This window comes from Stenotrophomonas terrae (assembly GCF_001431465.1).
In the GTDB taxonomy this organism is placed as follows: domain Bacteria; phylum Pseudomonadota; class Gammaproteobacteria; order Xanthomonadales; family Xanthomonadaceae; genus Stenotrophomonas; species Stenotrophomonas terrae.
Window position 1 is genome coordinate 36,231 of record NZ_LDJJ01000032.1, and the last position, 25,655, is coordinate 61,885.

Consider the following 25,655-nt stretch of genomic DNA (forward strand, 5'->3'; position numbering starts at 1 on the left):
GTACAGCCCCTGCCGAGCATGGCTCGGCACTACGGTGCATTGCTGTACCGCCTCTTGCCGAGCTTGGCGCGGCATTACATTTGATTCAGATCAGTCGCATGCCGTGCGCATTGTCGCCAACAAGGGGACAATGGGGACCTGTGCGCTACGCGCACCCCTGTTCGACCTCCGTTGCAAAGGATTTCCCCCATGGCTGCACGCAAGCAAAAGACCTATCCGATCGAAGTACAGGCCCGCGCCGGCCTGCCGCTGGGCATGGCCCCAGCCACCTTCCTGCGCGACTACTGGCAGAAGCGTCCGCTGTTGATCCGCGCCGCCTTCCCGGATTTTGAAACCCCGGTGCTGCCGGAAGACCTGGCCGGCCTGGCCTGCGAGGAAGGCGCGCTGGCACGTATCGTCAGCCACGACCGCGCCACCGACGGCTGGGAGCTGCGTACCGGCCCGTTCCAGGAAGAAGACTTCCCCGGCATGCCCGACCACGACTGGACCCTGCTGGTGCAGGACGTGGACAAGTGGGACCCGGAAGTGCGCGCCCTGACCTCGTACTTCAACTTCCTGCCGCGCTGGCGCATGGACGACGTGATGATCAGCTTTGCCGCCACCGGCGGTTCGGTTGGCGCGCATGTCGACCAGTACGACGTATTCCTGCTGCAGGCCCATGGCCAGCGCCGCTGGCAGATCGACGCCAGCGAGTCGACCAAGGGCAAGCGCCCGTCGCTGGAGTTCCGCCCCGACGTGGAACTGAAGCTGCTGAAGAAGTTCAAGGCGACCCACGATTGGGTGCTGGGCCCGGGCGACATGCTGTACCTGCCGCCGAACGTGCCGCACAACGGCGTTGCCGTGAACCCCTGCCTGACCTTCTCCTTCGGCATGCGTGCGCCGTCCTCGGCTGAGCTGATCAGCGACTACCTGGACGATCTGGTCGCCGATGCCGACGAATCCATCCGCTTCCAGGACCCGGACCTGAAGCTGCCGGAAGACCCGAACGAGATCGACGCAGCCGCCATGAAGCGCGTCGTCGCCGCGCTCAATGCGCTGCGCATGAATGACCCGGACCGCCTCGGCAACTGGTTCGGCCGCTTCATCACCACCTACCGCGCCGCTGGCGACATCCTGCCCTCGCAGGCCCCGCCGCCGCCGGAAGAAGTGACTGCCGAGCTGGAAAACGGCGGCGTGCTTGAGCGCCACCCCTGGGCCCGCCTGGCCTGGCGCCGCGCCACCCGTGGTGCCTCGCTGTACTGCTCCGGGCTGGCCTTCCAGCTGTCGATCAAGGACGCGCAGACCCTGGCCGGCGCCGAGCAGATCGATATCGCCCTGTTCAACAAGCTCGGCAACAAGGGCCGCGACGCCCTGATGGAGCTGATCACCGGCGGCCATTACCAGCTGCTCGACGTTGAAACCATTGCCGCCATGCTCGCCGAGCAGGACGCGCTGGAAGCCATGGAAGACGTGGCCGAGGAAGATTTCGAGGACGAGGACTTCGACGACGAGGCCGATGCCCCGGAAGTGGAGATCGAAGTCATCGAGTACAGCGAAGCTGCTGACGGCGAACCGTCCAGCGCCAGCATCGAGACCGTGCTGGTCAGCGAGGAAGGCGTCGAGGTCGTGGTGATCTGCGACGACGGCGATGAAGAAGACGAAGACGACGCGGAAACGCCGTCGGCATGAGTCAAACCGCGATCTTTCACGTAGAGATCGCCGACTACGCCGTGCAGCAGGCATTGCTGCACGGCGTGCGTCATACGGTGTTCGTCAGCGAACAGAACGTTCCAGCCGAGCTTGAAATCGATGCCCTGGACCCGCTCAGCGACCACGCCCTGGCGCTGGACGCAGACGGCCAGGCCATCGGTGCCGCCCGTCTCACCCCGGACCAGCGCATCGGCCGCATGGCGGTACTGTCCGCCTGGCGCGGCAAAGGCGTGGGCCAGGCCTTGTTGAACGCCCTGCTGGCCACTGCCCGCGCACGCGGCTGGGGCGAGGTGAGCTTGCATGCCCAGCTGCATGCCCGCGACTTCTACGCCTGCAACGGCTTTCTGCCGGAAGGGGCCGAATTCGAGGAGGCCGGCATCGGCCACCAGAACATGCGCCGGCGGCTGGACGGCGCCATGCGCGTGCAGGACCCGGACCAGGCCCGTGCGGCAACCGCAGCGGTGATCCATGCCGCGCGCCGCCGCCTCCAGCTGCAGCTACGGGGCAACGACGCCCTGCTCAGCCAGCCCCTGGTATTGGACGCATTGCGCCGCTTTGCCACCGCCCGCCATGACAAACAGGTCCAGCTGCTGCTGCACGAAGCCGACCTGCCGGCCCTGCCCGCGGCCTTCATCGCCCTGGCACAGCGCCTGCCCAGTGTGTTCCAGCTGCGTGAACCGGTGGACCCGGCGGACTGCCAGGTGGCCTCGGCCGCGGTCGGCAACGATCACGGCGACTGCTACTTTCGTCCAATAGGCGCCCGCGTCGAAGGCGAGCTGTGGCTGGACGCGCCGGCCCGCGCACATCAGCAGGAAGAGTTGTTCAAGCGCATCTGGGAGCGTTCACGCGATTGCAACGGGCTTCGCGTATTGGGTGTCTGAGCGCTGACCGGGCCGGGACAATATGCGGTCAGGTATTAATGCGCGGGACAGAGTGCATGCCCCTTCCTGTCCAGTGAGGGGTATAATTCAGTGGTTAGAACACGCCCGCGCGCGACGCTGCAGCAAGGTCCGCCGGTTCCCAGAACTACCCCACAAGTGAATCCGACTCTCCATCGTGGACAATCTACTGAAGCAGTTTGCGCAATCATCGCAGCTCGCCGGCGGCAACGCCTCCTATGTCGAGGATCTGTACGAACAGTACCTCGTCTCCCCGGACAGTGTGGACCCCAAGTGGAAGTCCTACTTTGACGGCTTCAAAGGCCGCGAAGCGGGCGATGTGCCGCACTCTGCCGCCATCGCACACATCACCGAAGCCGCCAGGAATGCCGGCAAGGTCGGCGGCAACGCCGGCTCCGGCGACGAGCGCGAGCGCAATGTCGGCCGTCTGATCACCGCCTACCGTTCGCGCGGCCACCTCGGCGCCAATCTTGATCCGCTGGGCCTGACCCCGCCGGTCAACCCGCCGGACCTGGGCCTGCCCTTCCACCACCTCAGCGATGCCGACCTCAACGACGAGTTCAGCACCGGCGGTGTTGGCGGCCAGCCGCGGATGAAGCTGCGTGACCTGCTTGCGCGCCTGAAGGCGACCTATGCCGGCTCGATCGGCGCAGAGTTCATGTATATCGCCGAAGTCGAGCAGCGCCAGTGGCTCTACCAGCGCCTTGAGGCTGCCGGTGGCAACTACAACCTGGATGCCGACACCAAGCGCCGCACCCTGGAGCGCCTGACTGCAGCCGAAGGCCTTGAGCGTTACCTGCACACCAAGTACGTCGGCCAGAAGCGTTTCTCGCTGGAAGGCGGCGACTCGCTGATCCCGATGATGGACACCATCATCCGTGACGCCGGCAAGGAAGGCGTCAAGGACGTGATCATCGGCATGGCCCACCGTGGCCGCCTGAACGTGCTGGTCAACACCCTCGGCAAGAACCCGCGCAAGCTGTTCGACGAGTTCGAAGGCAAGTTCGAGCACGACGACCGCGCCGTGGCCGGTGACGTGAAGTACCACATGGGCTTCTCGGCCGACGTCGCCAGCGATGGCGGCCCGGTGCACCTGGCCCTGGCGTTCAACCCGTCCCACCTGGAAATCGCCGATCCGGTGGTTGTCGGCTCGGTGCGCTCGCGCCAGGAACGCCGCAACGACACCGCGCGCAAGCAGGTGATGCCGGTCCTGATCCACGGCGATGCCGCATTCGCCGGCCAGGGCGTGGTGATGGAGCTGTTCCAGATGTCGCAGGCCCGCGGTTTCGCGGTCGGCGGCACCGTGCACATCGTCATCAACAACCAGGTGGGCTTCACCACCTCCAACCGCGACGACTCGCGCTCGACCCTGTACTGCACCGACATCGCCAAGATGGTCGCTGCCCCGGTCCTGCACGTGAACGGCGACGATCCCGAAGCCGTGGTGTTCGCGGCCAAGCTGGCCTATGACTTCCGCCAGCAGTTCAACAAGGACGTCGTGATCGACCTGGTCTGCTACCGCCGCTGGGGTCACAACGAAGCCGATGAACCGGCGATCACCCAGCCGCTGATGTACCAGGTGATCCGCAAGCACAAGACCACCCGCGAGCTCTACGCAGAGCAGCTGGAAGCCGCAGGCGTCATCGCTGCCGGCGCCGGCAAGGAAATGGTCGACGCTTACCGCAACAAGCTGGACTCGGGCGAAGTCACCACCGAGCTGGCCAAAGTCGAAAAGACCCCGGCCACCAGCAAGATGTACGTGGATTGGTCCAAGTACCTGTCGGGCAAGCTGTCCGATCCGGTCAGCACCAAGGTCGACATGGGCAAGCTGACCCAGCTGGCCACCATGATCAACACCATTCCGGAAGGCGTGGAAGTGCATTCGCGCGTTGCCAAGGTGTACGACGACCGTCGCAAGATGGCCGCCGGTGAAATCCTGGGCGACTGGGGCTTTGCCGAAAACCTGGCCTATGCAACGCTGCTGGACGAAGGCAATGCGCTGCGCCTGGTTGGCCAGGACGTCGGCCGCGGCACCTTCACCCACCGCCACGCGATCCTGCACGACCAGAAGACCGACAACTACTACCTGCCGCTGCGGCAGCTGGTCGAGTCGCCGGAACAGGCCACCATCATCGATTCGCTGCTCAGCGAAGAAGCCGTGATGGCGTTCGAATATGGCTTCTCCACCACCGATCCGAACACCCTGTGCATCTGGGAAGGCCAGTTCGGCGACTTCGCCAACGGCGCCCAGGTGGTGATCGACCAGTTCATCGCCTCCGGCGAAGCAAAGTGGGGCCGCATCTCCGGCCTGACCCTGCTGCTGCCGCACGGCTATGAAGGCCAGGGTCCGGAACACAGCTCGGCGCGCCTTGAGCGCTTCCTGCAGCTGTGTGCGCTGGAGAACATGCTGGTCTGCGTGCCGTCGACCCCGGCGCAGGCATTCCACATGCTGCGTCGCCAGATGCGCATGGACACCCGCAAGCCGCTGGTGGTCATGTCGCCCAAGTCGCTGCTGCGTCACAAGCTGGCCGTGTCCAGCCTGGAAGAAATGGCCAATGGCGAGTTCCAGCACCTGATTGGCGATGCCACCGCGGACGTCAAGAAGGTCAAGCGTGTGGTCGTGTGTTCGGGCAAGGTCTACTACGACCTGCTGGAAGACGTGACCAAGCGTGGCCAGGAAGATGTCGCCCTGGTGCGCGTCGAACAGCTCTACCCGTTCCCGCGCCCGGCGCTGGCGGCCGAGCTGAAGAAGTACGGCAAGGCCACCGACGTCGTGTGGTGCCAGGAAGAGCCGATGAACCAGGGTGCGTGGTACCAGATCAAGCACCACCTGCAGGCATGCGTGGCCGATGGCCAGGCACTGCACTATGCCGGTCGTCCGCGCTCGCCGTCGCCTGCTGTTGGCCACATGTCCGATCACCTGCGCGAACTCGCACAGCTGCTCGCCGACGCGCTGGTCAACAAGATCGACGACAACTACGCCGAATAAGCCCCCTTTTCCACAAGAAAACGAAACCAGGAAATCAGCCAAATGGCCACCGAAGTCAAAGTACCGGTACTGCCCGAATCCGTCTCCGACGCCACCATCGCCACCTGGCACAAGAAGGTGGGTGATGCCGTCAAGCGTGATGAGAACCTGCTCGACCTGGAAACCGACAAGGTCGTGTTGGAAGTACCGGCGCCGGTTGATGGCGTGCTGAAGGAAATCAAGTTCCAGGAAGGCGACACCGTCACCTCGAGCCAGCTGCTGGCCATCATCGAGGAAGGCGCGGTTGCCGCTGCCGCCCCGGCCGCTGCTGCTGAGGCGCCGAAGGCTGCTGCCCCGGCCGCCGCTGCTCCGGCTGCTGCCGCTGCACCGGCCCCGGCTGCCAAGTCGGCTGCCGACACCCTGCCCCCGGGCGCCCGCTTCTCGGCCATCACCGAAGGCGTGAACCCGGCTGACGTGTCCGGCACCGGCCGTCATGGCGCGGTCACCAAGGAAGACATCGTCAACTTCGCCCGCAACGGCGGCGTCGGCAAGGCCGGCGGCGCACGTCCGGAAGAACGCGTGCCGATGACCCGCATGCGCAAGCGCATTGCCGAGCGTCTGATGCAGTCGAAGAACTCGACCGCCATGCTGACCACCTTCAACGAAGTCAACCTGTCCAAGGTCTCGGCTGCGCGCAAGGAACTGCAGGAAGAGTTCGTCAAGGCCCACGGCATCAAGCTCGGCTTCATGAGCTTCTTCGTGAAGGCTGCTGCCAACGCACTGCAGCGCTTCCCGCTGGTCAATGCCTCGATCGATGGTGACGACATCATCTATCACGGCTACTCGGACATCTCGATCGCCGTGTCCACCGAAAAGGGTCTGGTGACCCCGGTGCTGCGCAACGTCGAGCGCATGTCGTTCGCCGACATCGAAAAGGCCATTGCCGACTACGCCAAGAAGGCCCGTGACGGCAAGCTGTCGCTGGAAGAACTGCAGGGCGGCACCTTCACCGTGACCAACGGTGGCACCTTCGGCTCGCTGATGTCGACCCCGATCGTCAACCCGCCGCAGAGCGCCATCCTCGGCATGCACGCCATCAAGGACCGTCCGATCGCCGAGAACGGCCAGGTCGTGATCGCGCCGATGATGTACCTGGCCATGTCCTATGACCACCGCATCATCGACGGCAAGGATTCGGTGCAGTTCCTGGTGGACATCAAGAACCAGCTGGAAAACCCGGGCCGCATGCTGTTCGGCCTGTAATTCCGCTCGAAGCCCCTCTCCCTCCGGGAGAGGGGTTGGGGTGAGGGCCTCGGCCCTCCCGCACCCTCATCCGGCGCTACGCGCCACCTTCTCCCGCAGGGAGAACGGATTGGTACCAAGGAATCTCAAATGGCTGAACAATTCGACGTAGTCGTCATCGGTGCTGGCCCGGCCGGTTACCACGCGGCCATCCGCGCCGCACAGCTGGGCCTGAAGACCGCCTGCATCGATGCAGCGCTGGGCAAGGACGGCAAGCCGGCACTGGGCGGCACCTGCCTGCGCGTGGGCTGCATTCCGTCCAAGGCGCTGCTGGACTCCTCGCGCCAGTACTGGAACATGGGCCACATCTTCGATCAGCACGGCATCAGCTTCAACGACGCCAAGATCGATGTGAGCAAGATGGTCGGCCGCAAGGACGCCATCGTGAAGCAGTTCACCGGCGGTATCGCCCAGCTGTTCAAGGCCAACAAGGTTGCCACCTACTACGGCTTCGGCCAGCTGCAGGCCGGCAACGTGGTCAAGGTCAAGCAGCACGACGGTTCGGAAGTCGAGCTCAAGGGCACCAACGTCATCATCGCCGCCGGCTCCGATTCGATCGAGCTGCCGTTCGCCAAGTTTGACGGCAACCTCATCGTCGACAACGTCGGCGCACTGGACTTCACCGAAGTGCCCAAGCGCCTGGCCGTCATCGGCGCTGGCGTGATCGGCCTGGAACTGGGCAGCGTGTGGAAGCGCCTGGGTTCGGAAGTGGTGATCCTGGAAGCACTGCCGGAGTTCCTGGCCGTGGCCGATGCCGAAGTGGCCAAGGTTGCTGCCAAGGAATTCAAGAAGCAGGGCCTGGACATCCGCCTCAACGCCAAGGTCTCCAAGACCGAGATCAAGGGCAACGAAGTCATCGTCAGCTACACCGATGCCGAGGGCGACAAGACCCTGACCGTCGACAAGCTGCTGGTCGCCGTCGGCCGTCGCGCCGCCAGCAAGGGCCTGCTGGCCGAAGGTACCGGCGTGCAGCTCAATGAGCGTGGCCAGATCGTGGTCGACGACCATTGCCACACCGGCGTCGATGGCGTCTGGGCGGTGGGTGACTGCGTGCGCGGCCCGATGTTGGCCCACAAGGGCTTTGAAGAAGGCGTCGCCGTGGCCGAACTGATCGCTGGCCTGCCGGGCCACGTCAACTTCGACACCATTCCGTGGGTGATCTACACCGAGCCGGAACTGGCATGGGTCGGCAAGACCGAAGCCCAGCTCAAGGCCGAGGGCATCCCGTACAAGGCCGGCAGCTTCCCGTTCGCCGCCAACGGCCGCGCCGTCGCCATGGTCGAGCCGGCTGGCTTCGTCAAGGTGCTGGCACACGCCGAAACCGATCGCGTCCTGGGCATGCACCTGGTCGGCGCCAATGTCTCCGAGCTGGTGCACGAAGGCGTGCTGACCATGGAGTTCAGCGGCTCGTCCGATGACCTGGCCCGCATCTGCCACGCCCACCCGTCGCTGTCCGAGGCAGTGCACGACGCGGCGATGGCAGTGACCAAGCGCGCCATCCACAAGGTCAACTAAGCTCCACGGCCTGTGACCTGAAGGCTCCGCCCCGGCGGAGCCTTCTTGCTTTTGTATTCCCCGGTCTGCGCGCCTGTTCAGCGGCCACAGAGCGACCACCTCTTCCCATTCATCAGGAATATTCCATGAAGTCCATCTGCGTCTATTGCGGCTCCAACCCCGGCGCCAAGCCCATCTATGTCGAACGCGCCACCGAACTGGGCAAGCGCATCGCCAACGAAGGCCTGCGCCTGGTCTACGGCGGCGGCCGTACCGGCCTGATGGGCGCGGTGGCCGATGGCGTGCTGGCAGCCGGCGGCGAAGTCACCGGCGTGATCCCCCAGCATCTGGTGGACATGGAAGTGGCGCACAAGGGCGTTACCTCGCTGGAGATCGTCGGTTCGATGCATGAGCGCAAGTCGCGCATGTTCGACCTGTCCGATGCCTTCGTCGCCCTGCCCGGCGGCTTCGGCACCGCCGAGGAAATCTTCGAGATGCTGACCTGGCGCCAGCTCGGTATCGGCCACAAGCCCTGCGCCTTCCTCGACATCGACGGCTTCTACCAGCCGCTGATCAGCATGATCGACACCATGGTCAGCGAGCGCTTCCTGCACCCGGAACAGCGCGATGACCTGTGGTACGGCGAAGACGCCACGCAGATGCTGGAGTGGATGCGCAACTACTCGCCGGCCCAGGCCGACAAGTGGTTCGACGAGAAGAAGCGCAACGCACTGCGCTGAGGAACCAGCGAGCTTTTGCCTTTGTAGGAACGGCGTAAGCCGCGAAGCCGGCGCACGCGCCGCGTCGATGAAAAAGCAACTGCAACAGCGCAAAGCACCCCTCCCCAGCCCTCCCCTTTGCTACGCAAAAGGGAGGGGGCAGAAGCTGTCGGAGCTGTGGGAGCGGCGTAAGCCGCGAGGCTGACACACCCGCCGCGCCGATGAAGGCGCAACTGCGACAGCACAAAGCCCCCCTGCCCAACCCTCCCCTTTGCTACGCAAAAGGGAGGGGGCGGAAGCTGTAGGAGCGGCGTAAGCCGCGAAGCTCGGACCCTGCGCAGGCCTCGGGTCTTTGAAGCAAGCAACAGCAACCACCACCATGCATCGTGCAGTTGCAGCTGATGCGCGGCGGCAGCAATACCAGCTTCGCGGCTTACGCCGCTCCTACAAAAAAGCCAGCGCTTATGCGCGCTGCAGGGTCTCTTCGCGCGGCGCGGGATAGCCAAGCAGGTAGCCCTGGCCGAAATTGCAGCCCAGCTCCTTCAAGGTCTGCAACTGGCGCTGGTCTTCTATGCCCTCGCCTATGGTCTCGATGCCCAGCGTGCGCGCCAGTGACAGCACCCCCTGCACCAGCGCGAAGGTGCTGTTGCTGCCCTCGTCATGCAGGCCGGCAACAAAGCTGCGATCCACCTTCAGCGCGCTGATCGGGAAGCGGTGCAGATAGGACAGCGCCGAGTAACCCGTACCGAAGTCATCCAACTGCACCACAACACCGCGCTCACGCAGCTGATGCAAGGCGCGCAAGGTGCGCGGCTCGTCGTCAAGCAAGGCCATCTCGGTTATCTCAACGCGTAGCCGGCCCGGGTCCGCGCCGGCCGCGTCCAGCATTCCCAACAGCCGTGGTGCGAATTCAACCGAGCGGAAGTGACGGGGTGAGACATTCACCGAGATGTAGCCGACAGCCGACGCCGCCATGTCTTCCATCACCTGCTCGTAGATCTGCCAGTCCACCTGCTCGATCAGGCCGCTCTCTTCGCCCAGCGACAGGAACTGCCCAGGCAGCAGGACGCCGCGACGCTCGTGCCGCCAACGCAGCAGCGCTTCATGGCCAACCACTTCACCATCCAGCAGCGACACGATGGGCTGGTAATACGGCAGGAAGTCGCGCTTCTTGATCGCCCGGCGCAGGTCTGCTTCCAGCTCCAGGCTGCGCATTGCTTCGTCGTGCATTGCACCGTCGAACATCACGCAGCGGTCCTGGCCCTTGAGCTTGGCCCGGTACATGGCCGCGTCGGCGTCGCGCAACAGATCCGCACCGGAGGTATAGCGCGCATCCCAGACGGCGATGCCGATGCTTCCGGACGGAAACAGCTCGCGCCCGTCCACCCACATCGGGGCTTCCAGGGCCTTGAGCAGGCGCCGCCCCAACTCCATCGCCGCGTTCGAGCCGCGCTCGCAGGGCACCAGCAGGGCGAATTCGTCGCCGCCCAACCGCGCCACCACATCCTCGCCACGCACCAGGCCGACCAGGCGGCGCGCCACTTCGACCAGCATCTGGTCACCGGCAGCGTGGCCGATACTGTCGTTGACCCACTTGAAGCGATCCAGATCGAGAAACAGCAGCGCGAAATGCGGGGCGATACCCAGCTCGGCATTCTCGATCGCCCGTTCCAGGCGGTCCTGCAGGTGCAGGCGATTGGGCAGGCCGGTCAGTACGTCGTGCATGGCCAGATGGGTCAGCCGTTGCTCGGCGCGCATGCGCTCGCCAATCTGCCCCAGCAGCTTCTGGTTGACCTCGCCCAGCTCGCGGGTACGCTCGGTCACCCGCAACTCAAGTTCGGCATGGGCCTGCAACAGGCGTTGCTGGTCGCGCTGGCGGGCAAGGCTGTTGCCGATGGTGCGCGCAACAAAAACCAACAAGCGCTGGTCATCGGCAGTGAACGCCACCTCGGGGTTGTAGCTCTGCACGGCTATGACGCCGACCACTTCATCATCACTGAACAGCGGCACCCCCAACCAGCATTGCGACTTTGCACCAAACTCCTTCAAGGTTCCCGCGGCGATCAACCGATCGATATCCGCTCGCGCCAGCAGCACCGGCTCGCGCCGTTGCAGTGCGTACTCGGTCAAACCGGCACTGAAAACCCGGGTTGCACGTTCGCGATTGAAGCGGTCCACCGAATAGACGAACTCGATGCCTGCCGCATCTTCGGTCACCATCGCTACGTAGAAATTACTGGCATCGAGCAAGCGACCGATGATCCCGTGCACCTGCGCATAGAACTCGCCGGTGGCCTTGCCGCTCATCCCCAGCTCGGAGATATTGAACAGCGCCGCCTGCAACAACTCCGCGCGCCGCCGCTCGATGATTTCGCCCTGCAGGTGGCCGTTGATGTGCTCCAGGTCCTGGGTGCGCTGCCAGACCCGTTGTTCCAGCTGCGCATGTGCCTGATGGCGGTCCATCGCGGTGAGGATGTGCTTGGCGACGAAGTTCAGCAGGGCACGCTCTTCCTCGCCATAGCAGGCATCGGCAACGTAACTCTGCACCACGATCGCGCCGCATACGCGGTTGTCGCGCCACATCGGCACGCCCAACCAATCGGTGCTCTCGACCCCTTCCGACACCTCGTATTGCTTCTCCAGGAACTTGGCCAACTCACGCGAAGGCCCACTCAGTGCCCGGCCGTTGCGCAGCACCGCAAAGGTCAGGCTGGCCGGCATCTCCTCGTAGCGGTAGCGACGCCTCGGTTCTGGTAGATAGCTGTCGTGGGTATCGACGAAATACAGAAATTCCAGGCTCTGCTGGTTCTCATCGCACTCGACGATGTAGCAGTTCTCGGCATACATCAGTGAGCCGAGGATCCGATGGAAGTGCGCCATCATCTCGGTCATCGCCAGGTCGGCGCCGGCCAGGTCGGCGATCTCGAACAGCGCTTTCTGCAACTGCTTGGAGCGCTGCAGCTCTTCAATCTGCAGGCGCTGGCGCATCAACTCCATGGCCGAGCCGATCAGTACCCGCGCGGTGCCCTGCCAGGCTTCGCGGCGCACCATCGACATCACTTCGTCGGTATCGATCAGCACCACGCAATCGGTGCCCAGCTCATGCCGCCAGGCCAGCTCGAAGACGCTGCCCGGCAGGTCCACGCCGGTCCCGGCCAAGCGTTCACGCGCCAAGCGGCAAAGCCCCTCGGCGGGTTCCGGGTAACTGCAGCTGCCATCGCCCAGCACCTCATCACGCCACGCCAGCGCAACGTTGCTGGCGCGGGGCAACAAGCCCTGCAATGTCGCCACTACCTTGGTGACCGGCGAAAAAGTATCGGCGCGCGTGGATTCGGCCCGCGCGTCAAGCTCGCTATACGACATCTATCCGTTCTCTCTGGATTCCGGTCTCCCGGAACTCCCCCCTGATCCCGCAGCATACCTTTCACAGCGGTCAAGAGCAGTGGGTCGCAGAAAAAAGATTATCTTTCACAAGTCTGAATAAGCATCACCCGCCCGCCTCGCCGAGCTAGGCAGAACCCGAGCCAGCCACTACGCTTGGCAGGTGGATACCGCTGTCCAGACCCCTACCGACGAAGTGTTGATGTTGGCTTACGCCGACGGCGACAGCGATGCGTTCTCCGAGCTCTATGCCCGGCACCGGGCGCGCCTGTTCCATTACCTGTTGGGCCAGCTGCGCGACCGGCCCCTGGCCGAAGAGCTGTTCCAGGACGTCTGGCAGAAAATGATCCATGCCCGGGCCGGTTGGAAGCCCGATGCCGCCTTCTCCACCTGGCTGTTCCGCATCGCCCACAACCGCCTCAACGACCATTGGCGCGCGGCGCGCCATCGGCCTGCCGCACCGGCCGATGCCGACGAACGTACCGCCAGCCTGGCCGATACCTGCACCCCCGAATTACTGGCAGACGAACAAGCCCAGCGCCTGCAACTGCGCCAGGCCTTGGCCGAGTTGCCGCCGGAACAACAGGAAGTCGTAATCCTGCGACTGGAACAGGAACTCAGCCTGGAGGAGATCGGGCAGATCACCGGCGTTGGCCGGGAAACCGTCAAGTCGCGGCTGCGCTATGCGATGGACAAGCTGCGCGCGAGGTTGAGCGAATGAAGATCGCAGACATGCTGACCCCCGAAGAGCGCGAGCTGGCCCGACTGCTCGGCCGCCCCGGAAGCGGCGCGGCTACGCCCAGCGCGCAACTCGATGCGCGGATCATCGCCATGGCCAACGCAGCACAGGCGCCGGCCGCCGTCGAAACCGAAAACCCGGCCCCGGAGCAGACCCTGGCCACCGGACCGATTCCCTTGCCTTCGACTACCCGTCGCAGCAGCGGCTGGGGCCGTCGTCGCGGGCTGGTGTCGTCGCTGGCGGTGGCTGCATCGCTGGTGCTGGTGGTTGGCCTGGCCTGGCAGCTGCGGCCACTGGATGCACCACCCGCCATGCCAGCGCAAGCTGAAGCAAACGTGGCGGTTGCAGCTGCTGATTCCTCTACTGACTCTGCTGCGGCAGCCGCGCAGGCGCCAAACGCGGCACCGCCCGCAGCTCCGATGATGGATCAGCTTCCGGCCGACGTGGCCGCCGCGCCCGCTGCCGCTTCGCCGCCAGCGGAAGCCGCCGCAAAACAACACAAAGCGGCAACGCCCCAACCCGCGCCAACAGGAAGCTCCCGCAAGGACGAAGCCACCGTCGCCGAGCCCGCCAGCGGCAATATGGCGCAGAGCGCACCGCGTGCGTTCTCAGCGGCGCCGGCCATTGCCCCGCCAGCGCCTCCCGCACCGCCGGCACCGCCGGCACCGCCGGCACCACCAGCATCAATCGTCATGCCGGCACCTGTCGCAGCCCCGGCCTACGCCGAGCAGGCTGGTAACGCCGATGCCGCGCCGAGCGACCTCTATCGCAGCCAAAGCGCACCGGCCCGCACGGCGCCACCGCGCCCTGCGTTCACTGGCCCGGCACCGATTCCGCATGCCGGCAGCAAGGCCGTTACAAAGGCAGCCGAGGCGCGCCGACAGCGTGCGGCCGCCATCGCCGCCGACAGCACCCCGGACATCGAAGCCGATGCCACGCTGTCGCGCCACCAATGGATCAAACGTATCCGCGAACGCCATGAAGCCGGCGATCTGGACGGTGCAAAGGCCAGCCTGCGTCGTTTCGCCCACGATTACCCGGAAGCGCGCATTCCGCGTGACCTGCGGCCGCTGCTCAAGGATTGAGCCGCATCCGCTACAGCTTTGCAGTGCTGCCACTAGAATGACGGCAATGCTCGACACCCTTGCCGCTACCGCCAGCCATGAGCTGGACATCAAACACAGCCGCTTCCTCGCCAAGGCGGCGCCCATCAGTGGCGCCGACGAGGCAATGGCGTTCATCGCCTCGGTGTCGGTTGCCGACGCCACCCACAACTGCTGGGCCTACCGCTACGGCAACGAATACCGCTCCAGCGATGACGGCGAGCCCGCCGGCACCGCTGGCCGCCCGATCCTGGCCGCCATCGACGGCCAGGGCTATGACCGCATCGCGGTGGTGGTGACGCGCTGGTACGGTGGCATCAAGCTGGGCGCCGGCGGCCTGGTCCGTGCCTACGGCGGCACCGCTGCCGAATGCCTGCGGCTTGCCCAACGCAGCCCGCTGGTGCCGATGACCGAGCGCATCCTGCAATGCGGCTTCGAGGACATGGGCATCGTGCACACCCTGCTTGGCAGCGCCGGTGCCGAGAAGCTTGAAGAACAATTCCTGCCCGAAGGCCTGCGCCTGCACGTGCGCCTGCCGGCAGACCAGATCGATGCGCTGGCATTGCGCCTGCGCGACGCCACCCGCGACCGCCTACGCCTGAGCGAACCTGTCGACCATGACTGAGACCCCCACCGCACCCTCACCGCGCAAGCTGCAGAAACTCGGCAGCCTGAAAACCCTGTGGCCCTTCGTTCGTCGCCACGCCGGCCTGTTCAGCGCCTGGCTGGTTGCACTGGCGGTATCCTCCACGGCGACGCTGAGCCTGCCGATGGCGGTCAAGCAGATGATCGATCACGGCTTTTCGGGCGGCGGCGAAATCAACCGTGCCTTCATGCTGCTCTTCATCGTCGCGGTGGTGTTGGCCTTGGCCACCGCCGCGCGCTTCTTCTTTGTATCCCTGTTGGGCGAGAAAGTGGTCGCGGACCTGCGCGCCAAGCTCTACGCCCACCTGATCGGACTGGATGCCGGCTTCCACGACCGCACCCGCAGTGGCGAGCTGGTCTCGCGGCTCACCGCCGACAGCGAACTGCTGCGCAGCGTGATCGGCTCGACCATGTCGGTAGCGCTGCGCAGCAGCGTGACCGTGGTCGGCGCGATGGTGATGCTGTTCGTCACAAGCCCGCGGCTGGCGGTGTATTCGCTGATCGGCATTCCACTGGCCGTGCTGCCGATCGTGCTCGGCGCACGCCAGTTGCAGAAGATCTCGCGCGCCAGCCAGGACCGCGTCGCCGATGCCAATGCCCTGGCTGCGGAAACCCTGGGCGCGGTGCGCACGGTGCAGGCGCATGCACGCGAGCCTTACGAGCGCGGCCGCTTCGAGGCGGCGCTGGCGGTCTCCGTGGCCACCGCGAAGCGCCGCATCCGCACCCAGTCCTTTGTTACCGCCATCGCCATCGTGCTGGTGTTCGGGGCCATCGTCGCGGTGCTGTGGTCCGGCGCGCACGACGTCGTGGATGGACGCATGAGCGCCGGCACGCTGGGGCAGTTCGTGCTGTATGCCTTGATTGGCGGCGGCTCGGTAGGTGCACTGGCCGAAGTATGGAACGAGCTGCAGCGCGCCTCCGGCGGCATGGGCCGTATCGGCGAGCTGCTGGCCGAAACCCCGCAGATCACCACGCCTGCGCAGCCCACGCCCCTGCCCGCACCGATACGCGGCGAGATCCGCTTCGAGCATGTGTCCTTCCACTATCCGCAGCGCCCCGATCATCCGGCGCTGGATGATTTCAGCCTGACCGTGGCGCCGGGTGAAACCGTGGCCCTGGTCGGCCCCTCCGGCGCCGGCAAGAGCACCGTGTTGTCCTTGTTGCTGCGCTTCCATGACCCGGACAGCGGCAGCCTGCGGCTGGATGGCATCGATCTGCGCCAGCTGGACCCGGCACAGCTGCGCCAGAACATCGCCCTGGTACCGCAGCAACCGGCACTGTTCGCCGCCAGCGCCGCCGACAACATCCGTTATGGCCGCTTGGAAGCCAGCGACGAGGAGGTCCGCGCCGCCGCCCGTTCCGCCGAGGCCGATGACTTCCTGATGCAGTTGCCGGAAGGTTATGCCAGTGATCTGGGCGAGCGCGGTGCACGCCTGTCCGGCGGCCAGCAGCAGCGGGTGGCCATCGCCCGCGCCCTGCTCAAGGATGCGCCGGTACTGCTGCTGGACGAAGCCACCAGCGCGCTGGATGCACAGAGCGAGCGTGCCGTGCAGCAGGCACTGGAGCGCTTGATGGCAGGCCGCACCACGCTGGTCATCGCCCATCGTCTGGCGACCGTGCTCAAGGCCGACCGCATCGTGGTGATGGACCACGGCCGCATCGTCGCCCAAGGCACCCATGCCGAGCTGCTGGCGCAGGACGGCCTGTATGCGGAATTGGCGCGGCTGCAGTTCATTGATTGATCTCGATTGAGTCAAGCCGACCCCGTTCCATGGGGCGGCTTGATTGAATGCCTTTGTTGTTTGCATTCAAGAACTACGCTTGCGATGCAGCTTCTGCACGTACTCATTCTGCTGATGGGAGGGCGGCAGCTGACTTCCATGGCCGCGCAAAACGTGCATTCTGATAACTGCTGCTCTTTCTCTCAGATGCCTAACATCGCGCTAACGCATGGCTAACATCGCCGGCGGCAAGCTCAAGGCGTGGTCGCAGCGGATGCATGGCGATCACCTTTCCAGCACTGGAGTCGAGCTATGGCGTTCCGACAATTTCCGGCAACCACCCGCGATGGCGAGAGCTGCATCGTCATCGAATTCCTTGATGAGCCAAGCAGCATCCAAGCCGGCAATACCCCCCATCCACCCCGCTATGAACTTGCCGATGGCCGTCCGTTGCTGCGGCGTGGCAGCAATCTGTTCAGTGCCGATGGCGAAGTCAGCCTTTCGATGAACCAGCCTTACCGGGCCTGATCGCCCTTCAACCGCGCGCCGTGATCATTGCCGGCGCGCCTTCCGGTGCTGGCATTGCAGCCTGATCCGGTAATTCTGAATACGCTTTGCCGATTCGGCCCGCGACTGCTCATTTTTTCACCAACCATCTTGACAGCCTTGTGCCCCAAGGCTTGTCAGCGATTATCCACATGCTTGCACACACTCCGCTGTGGATTAAGTCGCAGCCAGTGAGACGCGGATGGGGTTGACCCCCTCCCTCTACACAGGCTGGGGGTGGCTTTTTGTGGGAGCGGCGTCAGCCGCGAAGCAGGTGATCCTCGACGACACCGCACCTTGGAAACTGCAATGCGCCATCGGTTTTGGCGGGTGGCGTGAGCTTCGCGGCTTACGCCGCTCCCACAACCCACCTCCGCAATTGCAATGCGCTATCGGCTTCGGCCGATGATCTGGCTTCGCGGCTTACGCCGCTCCTACAAATGCTTTAGCGCTCCAGCACGCGCCCAATACCGCTGCTGTTGATTTCCGCGGCCGCCGCTTGCAGCACGTCGGCGGCATAGGCCTGCACGAAACCCATGCGGAAATGCACTTCACCACTGGGCGTACGCGAGGAATGGATCGACGCCAGACTGATGCCGTGGCGCTCGAATACATGCAGCAGCTCACGCAAGGAACCGGCGCGGTCCTCCGGCAGATGCACGCTCATCGCGCGGGTGTCGGTCAGGTCGGCCAGCAGGTAGCCGACGCGCTCGAAGCTGTAATTGCCATCGCGCAGGGTCTGCTCATCCACGGCCGTCTTGTTGTCGGCCAGGTACTGCTTGCGGAAGACCGCACGCGCGGCGTCATCGCCCTGCCCCACCAGCCCACGCAACTGCTGCAGTTGCTGCAACAGGTGGTCGAGCACTTCGCCAGCGTGCGGATTGCCGAACTGGATGTCTTCGTAGATGGCCGGGTTCAACGACAGGATGCGTGAAATCACCGCCGCATCCAGCTCGAAGGCGGCCGAACGGTAAGGCATCAATTCGGCGAGCGAGCCCAGCATCGGCGCGTACTCACGCAGCACGCCGGCCTGGGCAAGATGGGTGGCGTGCACCATCGCCTGCACCAGCGCCATCACCCGGTCATGGTGTTCGGCGCTGCCACGCACGCATTCGGCCTGCAGGGCGGTGCACAGTTCGTCCAGCCATGCCTGCCAACGTGCATCCAGGCGGGCCTCGCAGACCACCATCACCCTGCCCTTCAAGGTCGGCGCCTTGGGCGGTGCGGTCATCGGGTGCAGGCCGGCCACCGAGGCCTGCGATTCCAGCATGGCCGCCACCGGCTCGGCCTTGATCGAGGTGACATCCAGCCACAGCTTGCCGCGCTCACGCCCGGCCGATTGCTGGATGTATTGACGGATCAGTGCCGGCGTATGCCGGATCGGCGCGGAGAACAGCAGCACATCGGCCTGTTCCAGCAATTGTTCTGGCGTCTGCGAGGCAGGATCGATCGGATCATGACCGATCACCTGCAAGCCCATCCGCGACTCGAAGAAACCGCGCAGCCAACGCCCGAAGGCACCGCCGCTGCCGACGATGCCGATGACCGGGCGCAGACTCACGCCAGCCGCTCGGCGCGGAACCGGTACGGCGTACCCAGGGCAGCCGGTGCGGCCGCCAGCACGTCGAACTCTTCCACGCCGGTGGCCAAGGTCGCCTCCAACGCCGCATGCACACCGGCGATGGCGCGGCTTACCGCATCCTCGAAGCTATGGCCCTTGAGCAGGAACGCGACCAGCAGCGACATCAGCACGTCGCCGGTACCGGCGACATCCACCGGCAGATGCGGTGAGGTCCAGCGCCAGATCTGTTCGCGGCCAATGGCCAGGGTCACCAGCTCGCCAGGGTCACCGGAGACCGAATGCGCGATCACCCATTCCGGGCCGCGCTCCAACAACTTGCGCGAGGCAGCGATGGCGTCGTCCTGCTCCAACGCCGGCATGCCGGTCAGGCGGCCCAGCTCGAAGGCATTGGGCGTCACCAGCCAGGCGTGCGGCAGCAGCCGTTCGATGAAGATTTTTTCCAGCCCGGGCTCGACATAGGGGCCGGTATGGGTATCGCCAATCACCGGGTCCAGGCAGTAACGCAACTGCGGTGACAGTGGCAGCACCTCATCCAGCCAATCGGCGAACGCAGCACCGTTGGCGACGCTGCCGAAGTAGCCGGACACCAGGGCGCCGGCGCGCTGCGGAAGACCACGTTCGGTGGCGCCCTGCAGCAGCTCGGCAAACCAATCGGCCGGCAGCACACGGCCGCGCAGTGTCGCGTAGAACGGCGCATTGCTCAGCAGCGTGGTGGGAATTTCGGCGACGCGCAGGCCCAGCGCACGCAGCGGCGGCACCGCCGCGCTGTTGCCGGCATGGCCGTAAACCAGCTGGGACTGCACGGAGATCACGTCCACCGGCGACGGCCCATCCGGGCGTTGCCGACGACCGTGCACGAGATGGCTGTGGTCGACTTCGTTCATCGCCCTATTCTACGTCCGCAGCACAAGCTGCGACTGCATACGCTTGCGCGCGCAACCAATCGCCGATGGCATAACGAAAAAAGCCGCGGCAGGCCGCGGCTTTTGAATCATGTAGTGCCGAGCCATGCTCGGCAGGGCCTCTATCGGTAAAGCCATTGCCGAGCATGGCTCGGCACTACCGGTGGAGCTGATGCCGAGCATGGCTCGGCACTACAGTGACGCTCAGGACTTCATGCGTTCCCAGAAACCCTTGACGCCATCGATGAAGGTGGCCGATTTCGGCGAGTGCTTGCGCGCTTCTTCACCGCTGAACGTGGACTCAAACTGCTCCAGCAGCTTGCGCTGCTCGGCGGTCAGGTTGACCGGGGTTTCCACCACGATGCGGCAGTACAGGTCGCCTTCGGTGCGGCTGCGCACCGACTTGACACCCTTGCCACGCAGGCGGAACAGCTTGCCGGTCTGGGTCTCGGCCGGGATGCGGATTTCCGCCTCACCGCCCAGGGTTGCCACGCGGATCGAATCACCCAGCGCTGCCTGCGAGATGCGCACCGGCACTTCGCAGTGCAGGTCGTCACCGTCACGGGTGAAGATCGCATGCTCACGCACGCGCACTTCCACATACAGGTCACCTGCCGGTGCACCGGCCGGGCCGGCTTCGCCTTCGCCCTGCAGGCGGATGCGGTCACCGGTGTCCACGCCTGCCGGCACTTTGACCGACAACACCTTGTCTTCTTCGATACGGCCGTTGCCGTGGCAGGTTTTGCACGGCTTGCTGATGATCTGACCGCGACCATCGCAGTTGTGGCAGGCCTGCTGCATGGCAAAGATGCCACGCTGCACGCGCACCTGGCCGCGACCACCGCAGACATTGCAGGTCTCGACCTTGCGGTCTTCCGAGCCACTGCCGTCGCAATCACCGCATTCGGCCAGGGTCGGGATCTCGATGCGGCGCTCGACGCCAGCCACCGCTTCTTCCAGGTCCAGTTCCATCACGTAGCCGATATCGGCACCGCGACGCGGCTGGCGCGGACCACCGCCACCTCCGCCGAAAATATTGCCGAAGATATCGCCGAAGATATCGTTCATGTCCGGGCCGCCCGGACCACCACCGCCGCCACCCATGCCGTGCTCGAACGCAGCATGGCCGTGGGCGTCGTACATGCGCCGCTTATTGCCGTCGGACAGGGTTTCGTACGCCTCCTTGCATTCCTTGAAGGCGGATTCGGCAGCAGCATCGCCCGGGTTGCGGTCCGGGTGGTGCTTCATCGCGCAACGGCGATAGGCCTTCTTCAGCTCTTCATCGGTTGCGGTGCGGGCTACGCCCAGTACTTCGTAATAATCGCGTTTCATCGGCACATGAGGTTCTGGAATCGGGGTTGGAAATCAGGTTCGGAAAGCCGGGTATTGCAGATACCGGAAGGGGACCCGGGAGCCGGAGCGTCAGCTCCGTATCCCGAATCCCCAGGCACAAGTCCGGCCTTGCTTACTTCTTGTCGTCCTTGACTTCGGTGAACTCGGCGTCCACCACGTCGTCATTGGACTGGGCGCCAGCATCAGCACCCGGAGCCGGGCCCTGCTCACCGGCCGAAGCGGCGGCAAACAACGCCTGACCAGCTTCTTCCAGGACCTTCGACTTGGCTTCAATCTGCGCCTTGTCGTCGCCCTTCATTGCCGTTTCCAGATCGGCCAGTGCGGCTTCAACCTTGCCGATCACGTCGCCGCCAACCTTGCTGCCATGCTCGGTGATGGCGCTGCGGGTGGCGTGGATCAGACCGTCAGCCTGGTTGCGGGTCTGCACCAGCTCCTGGAACTTCTTGTCTTCTTCGCGGTTGGCTTCCGCGTCGGCGACCATGCGTGCGATCTCGTCCTCGGACAGACCCGAACCGGCCTTGATCTCGACCTTCTGTTCCTTGTTGGTCTTCTTGTCCTTGGCCGACACGTGCAGGATGCCGTTGGCGTCGATGTCGAAGGACACCTCGACCTGCGGCATGCCACGCGGTGCCGGCTCGATGCCGGACAGGTCGAACTTGGCCAGCGACTTGTTGTAGCGGGCCTGCTCGCGCTCACCCTGCAGCACGTGCACGGTCACGGCCGACTGGTTGTCCTCGGCGGTCGAGAAGGTCTGCGAGGCCTTGGTCGGGATGGTGGTGTTCTTTTCGATGATCTTGGTGAACACGCCACCCATGGTCTCGATACCCAGCGACAGCGGGGTCACGTCCAGCAGCAGCACGTCCTTGACGTCGCCGCCCAGCACGCCGCCCTGGATCGCGGCACCCAGTGCCACGGCTTCGTCCGGGTTGACGTCCTTGCGCGGTTCCTTGCCGAAGAACTCGGTCACGGCCTGCTGCACCTTCGGCATGCGGGTCTGACCACCGACCAGGATCACTTCGCTGATGTCGCTCGAACGCAGGCCGGCGTCATTCAACGCAACGCGGCACGGCTCGATCGACTTCTTGATCAGCTCTTCGACCAGGCTTTCCAGCTTGGCGCGGGTCAGCTTGATGTTCAGGTGCTTCGGACCGGAGGCGTCTGCGGTGACATACGGCAGGTTGACTTCGGTCTGCTGCGCGGACGACAGCTCGATCTTGGCGCGCTCAGCGGCGTCCTTCAGGCGCTGCAGGGCCAACGGATCCTTGCGCAGGTCGATGCCCTGATCCTTCTGGAACTCTTCAACCAGGTACTCGATGACGCGGTTGTCGAAATCTTCGCCGCCCAGGAAGGTGTCACCGTTGGTGGCCAGCACTTCGAACTGCTTCTCGCCGTCGACGTTGGCGATCTCGATGATCGACACGTCGAAGGTGCCGCCGCCCAGATCGTAGACAACGATCTTGCGGTCCTTGTTGTCACCCTTGTCCAGGCCATAGGCCAGGGCAGCCGCGGTCGGCTCGTTGATGATGCGCTTGACGTCCAGACCGGCGATGCGGCCTGCGTCCTTGGTTGCCTGGCGCTGGCTGTCGTTGAAGTAGGCCGGCACGGTGATGACCGCTTCGGTGACCTTTTCACCGAGGAAGTCTTCGGCGGTCTTCTTCATCTTTTCCAGCACGCGGGCAGAAATTTCCTGCGGTGCCATCTTCTTGGCATCGCTGGTCTGTACCCAGGCATCGCCGTTGTCATGCGCCAGGATGCCGTACGGCACGTGGGCGATGTCCTTCTGCACTTCGGCGTCGGTGAACTTGCGGCCGATCAGGCGCTTCACCGCGTAGAAGGTGTTCTTCGGGTTGGTGACGGCCTGACGCTTGGCCGAGGCACCCACCAGTACTTCGCCGTCCTTGGTATAGGCGACGATGGAGGGCGTGGTGCGATCGCCTTCCGAGTTTTCAATGACGCGGGCCTTGCCGCCGTCCATGATCGCCACGCACGAGTTGGTGGTGCCGAGGTCGATACCAATGATCTTGCCCATGGGGGACTCCTGAGGATTCGTTTGCCGGCAGCCGCCGGGGATGAATGGGATATGGGGAAGGACCTGATAACATTCAAGTCATCCCCGGAACACTGTTTGCCGGCAGCCGCGCCTGATTTAGGCAGCGGCCAGCCAGCGCGGCCGATCAGTCGGCCTGGGCCACCACAACCAGCGCCGGCCGCAGCAGGCGCTCGTTGAGCAGGTAGCCCTTCTGGAACACGGTCACTACCGCGCCCGGGGCCACGCCGGCCGGTGCAGGCACCTGGCTGATGGCCTGGTGATGCTCCGGATTGAAGGCCTGGCCGGCCGGATCCAGCAGGACCAGACCGTTGTCGGCAGCCACCTTGAGCAGCTGCTTGTAGGTCAGCTCCATACCTTCGCGCAGCGGGTTGGGCTCGCCGCCAGCGGCGGTCAAGCCCGCATCGAGGCTGTCGAACACCGGCAGCAGGTCGCCGAGCAGCTTTTCGTTGGCGAACTTGCGGGCCTGCTCGATGTCGCGGGCCACGCGCTTGCGCTGGTTGTCCAGATCGGCGCGTTCGCGCAGCGATTCGGCCTTGACCTGTTCCAGCTCGGCGCGCAGCGCCTCGATCTGGTCGTGGTGCGCGTCGTCACCGCCGTTGGCGGTGTTCTCGGGGTCGAATTCAGTGTGCTCTTGGTTCATTTCTGGTTTCCCTGACGGATGATCTGCCGTCTACCTCGCCCCGTATGTGGGCTGTACTGGAAGTTTCAAGGCTCTGGCTCACTCTGTGAGACGCATTGTTCCTAATCTGGGCAGGCCATCGCCTCGCCTACATTGACCTGCCCGGCACGCGTGCTAGTTTTGCGCGGCCCCTAGACCTGCCAGCCATGCTCAGACATCTATCGATCAAGGATTTTGCCGTTGTCCGCGCCACCGAACTGGAGTTCGGCCCAGGCATGACTGTCGTTTCCGGTGAAACCGGCGCCGGCAAGTCATTGATGGTGGACGCTTTAGGCTTTCTGTCCGGCCTGCGCGCCGACTCCGGCGTGGTCCGCCACGGCGCCAGCCGCGCCGAGCTGTCGGCCGAATTCAGCCTGGAAGATGACGCCCCGGCACGCAGCTGGCTGCGCGACAACGAGCTCGACGACGAGGAGCAATGCCAGCTGCGACGGGTGATCCGCGCCGACGGTGGCTCCCGCGCCTTCATCAACGGCCGCCCGGTACCGGTGTCGCAACTGTCCGAGCTGGCCGGCTTCCTGGTCGAGATCCATGGCCAGCATGACCAGCAGGCGCTGCTCTCGCGCCCCAGCCAGTTGGCCCTGCTCGACGCCTTCGCCCGCAACGAGGCCGAGCGTGCCGCCGTGCGTGGCGCCGCCAGCCAATGGCAGGCGCTGCTGGACGAGCGCGATGCGCTGTCCCAGCAAGGGGATGTTTCCGACCGGATCGGCTTTCTCGAACACCAGCTCGGCGAGCTGCAGCGCGAGGAACTGGAGCCGGCAGCGATAGTCGCGCTGGGCGCCAGCCACCGCCGCCAAGCCCATTCAACCGCGCTGATCGAGGCCTGCCAACGCGCCGGCGGCCTGCTCAATGGCGATGAGGACGGCCCCTCCCTGCTGTCCCTGCTGCAACAGGTGCGGCACGAGCTGGGCCGGGTCAGCCAGCACGATGCCCGGCTTGGTGACGTCGACGCCATGCTCGATGCCGCCGGCATCCAGCTGCACGAAGCGCTTGCCCAGCTGGACCGGGTCCAGGACGACCTGGACAGCGACCCGGAAGCCTTTGAAGACATCGAACGCCGGCTCAGCCGCCTGCACGACCTGGCCCGCAAGCACCGCGTACCCATGGAAGAGCTTGCCGCCACCCGTGACCGCCTGGAAGCCGAACTGGAACAGCTGCGCGGCGCCGACGAGCGCCTGGCCAAGCTGGCCGGCGAGATCGACAAGGCCGCCGCCCGCTGGCAGGCCGTGGCCGCCACCCTTTCCAGCAGCCGCCAAGCCGCTGCTGCCTCGCTTTCGGACACCACCACCACGTTGATCGGCGAGCTGGGCATGGGCGGCGGCCAATTCCGCATCGAATTGGAGCCACAGGCACAGCTGCGCCCGGATCCGAATGGCGCCGAGCGGGTCGAATTCCTGGTGGCCGCCAACGCCGGTCAGCCCGCCCGCGCCCTGCGCAAGGTGGCCTCGGGCGGCGAGTTGTCGCGCATCTCGCTGGCGATCGAAGTGGCCGCGCTGGGCCTGGATGCGGTGCCGACGATGGTTTTCGACGAAGTGGATTCAGGCATTGGCGGCGCCATTGCCGACATCGTCGGCAAGAAACTGCGCGCCCTGGGTGAGCGCCGCCAGGTGCTCTGCGTCACCCACCTGCCGCAGGTCGCCTCCAAGGGCCACGCCCACTATCGGGTAAGCAAGGCCCCGGTGGAAGGCATGACCCAGAGCGCGGTTGAGCTGCTGGATGCCAAGGGCCGCGAGGAAGAGCTGGCGCGGATGCTGGGTGGCGCTGAGGTCAGCAAGGAAGCACGGGCCGCGGCGCGGAAGCTGTTGACTGAGGCCTGAGGCCTTAGGCCTGAGAGCGGCAAGGCCGGCTTTGGCTTTGGCTTTGGCTTTGGCTTTGGCTTTGGGCTT

The 25,655-nt window shown here is 65.0% G+C and carries 18 protein-coding genes; 12 read left to right on the forward strand and 6 right to left on the reverse strand.

The window, feature by feature from the left end; genetic code table 11:
- Positions 1–189: 189 nt before the first annotated feature.
- The 6 genes from ABB27_RS09960 (at position 190) to ABB27_RS09985 (ending at position 9,092) form a co-directional block, all read left to right on the forward strand.
- Positions 190–1,668: a ribosomal protein uL16 3-hydroxylase gene (locus tag ABB27_RS09960; protein ID WP_057628547.1), complete on the forward strand. Its 1,479-nt coding sequence runs from the start codon at positions 190–192 to the stop codon at positions 1,666–1,668.
- 11 nt (positions 1,669–1,679) lie between these two features.
- Positions 1,680–2,570, forward strand: a complete 891-nt coding sequence (locus ABB27_RS09965) for a GNAT family N-acetyltransferase (protein WP_425477525.1) — start codon at positions 1,680–1,682, stop codon at positions 2,568–2,570.
- 175 nt (positions 2,571–2,745) lie between these two features.
- Positions 2,746–5,577 (forward strand): 2-oxoglutarate dehydrogenase E1 component, encoded by a 2,832-nt coding sequence (locus tag ABB27_RS09970; RefSeq protein ID WP_057628549.1) that lies wholly within the window; start codon positions 2,746–2,748, stop codon positions 5,575–5,577.
- Positions 5,578–5,619: 42 nt separating this feature from the next.
- A complete protein-coding gene (sucB, locus tag ABB27_RS09975; RefSeq protein ID WP_057628550.1) occupies positions 5,620–6,819 on the forward strand; it encodes a dihydrolipoyllysine-residue succinyltransferase in 1,200 nt (399 codons plus the stop codon).
- 129 nt (positions 6,820–6,948) lie between these two features.
- Positions 6,949–8,373: a dihydrolipoyl dehydrogenase gene (gene lpdA, locus ABB27_RS09980; RefSeq protein ID WP_057628551.1), complete on the forward strand. Its 1,425-nt coding sequence runs from the start codon at positions 6,949–6,951 to the stop codon at positions 8,371–8,373.
- 125 nt (positions 8,374–8,498) lie between these two features.
- On the forward strand, positions 8,499–9,092 hold the full coding sequence (locus tag ABB27_RS09985; RefSeq protein ID WP_057628552.1) for an LOG family protein: 594 nt from the start codon (positions 8,499–8,501) through the stop codon (positions 9,090–9,092).
- Between the two features lie 441 nt (positions 9,093–9,533).
- On the opposite strand, the gene ABB27_RS09990 is transcribed toward ABB27_RS09985, so the two are convergent.
- Positions 9,534–12,434, reverse strand: coding sequence for a bifunctional diguanylate cyclase/phosphodiesterase (locus ABB27_RS09990; RefSeq protein WP_083491243.1), 2,901 nt, complete (start codon positions 12,432–12,434; stop codon positions 9,534–9,536).
- A gap of 181 nt (positions 12,435–12,615) precedes the next feature.
- Here ABB27_RS09990 and ABB27_RS09995 point away from each other — a divergent pair, with 181 nt between their 5' ends.
- From ABB27_RS09995 to ABB27_RS10015, 5 genes are all read left to right on the forward strand, one after another.
- Entirely contained in the window at positions 12,616–13,173 is a 558-nt protein-coding gene (locus ABB27_RS09995; RefSeq protein ID WP_057628553.1) for an RNA polymerase sigma factor, read from the forward strand.
- Positions 13,170–14,276, forward strand: coding sequence for a hypothetical protein (locus ABB27_RS20055; protein ID WP_057628554.1), 1,107 nt, complete (start codon positions 13,170–13,172; stop codon positions 14,274–14,276). Before ABB27_RS09995 ends, ABB27_RS20055 begins: the two co-directional genes overlap by 4 nt.
- A 46-nt stretch (positions 14,277–14,322) precedes the next feature.
- On the forward strand, positions 14,323–14,919 hold the full coding sequence (locus tag ABB27_RS10005; RefSeq protein WP_057628555.1) for an IMPACT family protein: 597 nt from the start codon (positions 14,323–14,325) through the stop codon (positions 14,917–14,919).
- Positions 14,912–16,681 carry an ABC transporter transmembrane domain-containing protein gene (locus ABB27_RS10010; RefSeq protein WP_057628556.1) on the forward strand — a complete coding sequence of 590 codons (1,770 nt, stop codon included), beginning with the start codon at positions 14,912–14,914 and terminating at the stop codon, positions 16,679–16,681. Before ABB27_RS10005 ends, ABB27_RS10010 begins: the two co-directional genes overlap by 8 nt.
- A 291-nt stretch (positions 16,682–16,972) precedes the next feature.
- Positions 16,973–17,188: a hypothetical protein gene (locus ABB27_RS10015; RefSeq protein ID WP_057628557.1), complete on the forward strand. Its 216-nt coding sequence runs from the start codon at positions 16,973–16,975 to the stop codon at positions 17,186–17,188.
- A 463-nt stretch (positions 17,189–17,651) separates the two neighbouring features.
- Here the strand turns inward: ABB27_RS10015 and ABB27_RS10020 are convergent, their stop codons facing one another.
- The 5 genes from ABB27_RS10020 to grpE form a co-directional block, all read right to left on the reverse strand.
- The gene (locus tag ABB27_RS10020; protein ID WP_057628558.1) at positions 17,652–18,767 is read right to left on the reverse strand and encodes a prephenate dehydrogenase; all 1,116 of its coding nucleotides are present in this window, start codon (positions 18,765–18,767) and stop codon (positions 17,652–17,654) included.
- On the reverse strand, positions 18,764–19,672 hold the full coding sequence (gene pdxY / locus ABB27_RS10025) for a pyridoxal kinase (protein ID WP_057628559.1): 909 nt from the start codon (positions 19,670–19,672) through the stop codon (positions 18,764–18,766). Before pdxY ends, ABB27_RS10020 begins: the two co-directional genes overlap by 4 nt.
- Before the next feature lie 222 nt (positions 19,673–19,894).
- Positions 19,895–21,022 carry a molecular chaperone DnaJ gene (gene dnaJ / locus ABB27_RS10035; RefSeq protein ID WP_057628561.1) on the reverse strand — a complete coding sequence of 376 codons (1,128 nt, stop codon included), beginning with the start codon at positions 21,020–21,022 and terminating at the stop codon, positions 19,895–19,897.
- A gap of 133 nt (positions 21,023–21,155) precedes the next feature.
- Entirely contained in the window at positions 21,156–23,072 is a 1,917-nt protein-coding gene (gene dnaK / locus ABB27_RS10040) for a molecular chaperone DnaK (protein WP_057628562.1), read from the reverse strand.
- A gap of 145 nt (positions 23,073–23,217) precedes the next feature.
- Complete coding sequence (gene grpE / locus ABB27_RS10045; protein ID WP_057628563.1) at positions 23,218–23,733, reverse strand: nucleotide exchange factor GrpE; 516 nt, start codon at positions 23,731–23,733, stop codon at positions 23,218–23,220.
- A gap of 185 nt (positions 23,734–23,918) precedes the next feature.
- Here grpE and recN point away from each other — a divergent pair, with 185 nt between their 5' ends.
- On the forward strand, positions 23,919–25,586 hold the full coding sequence (gene recN, locus ABB27_RS10050; RefSeq protein ID WP_057628564.1) for a DNA repair protein RecN: 1,668 nt from the start codon (positions 23,919–23,921) through the stop codon (positions 25,584–25,586).
- Positions 25,587–25,655 lie beyond the last annotated feature (69 nt).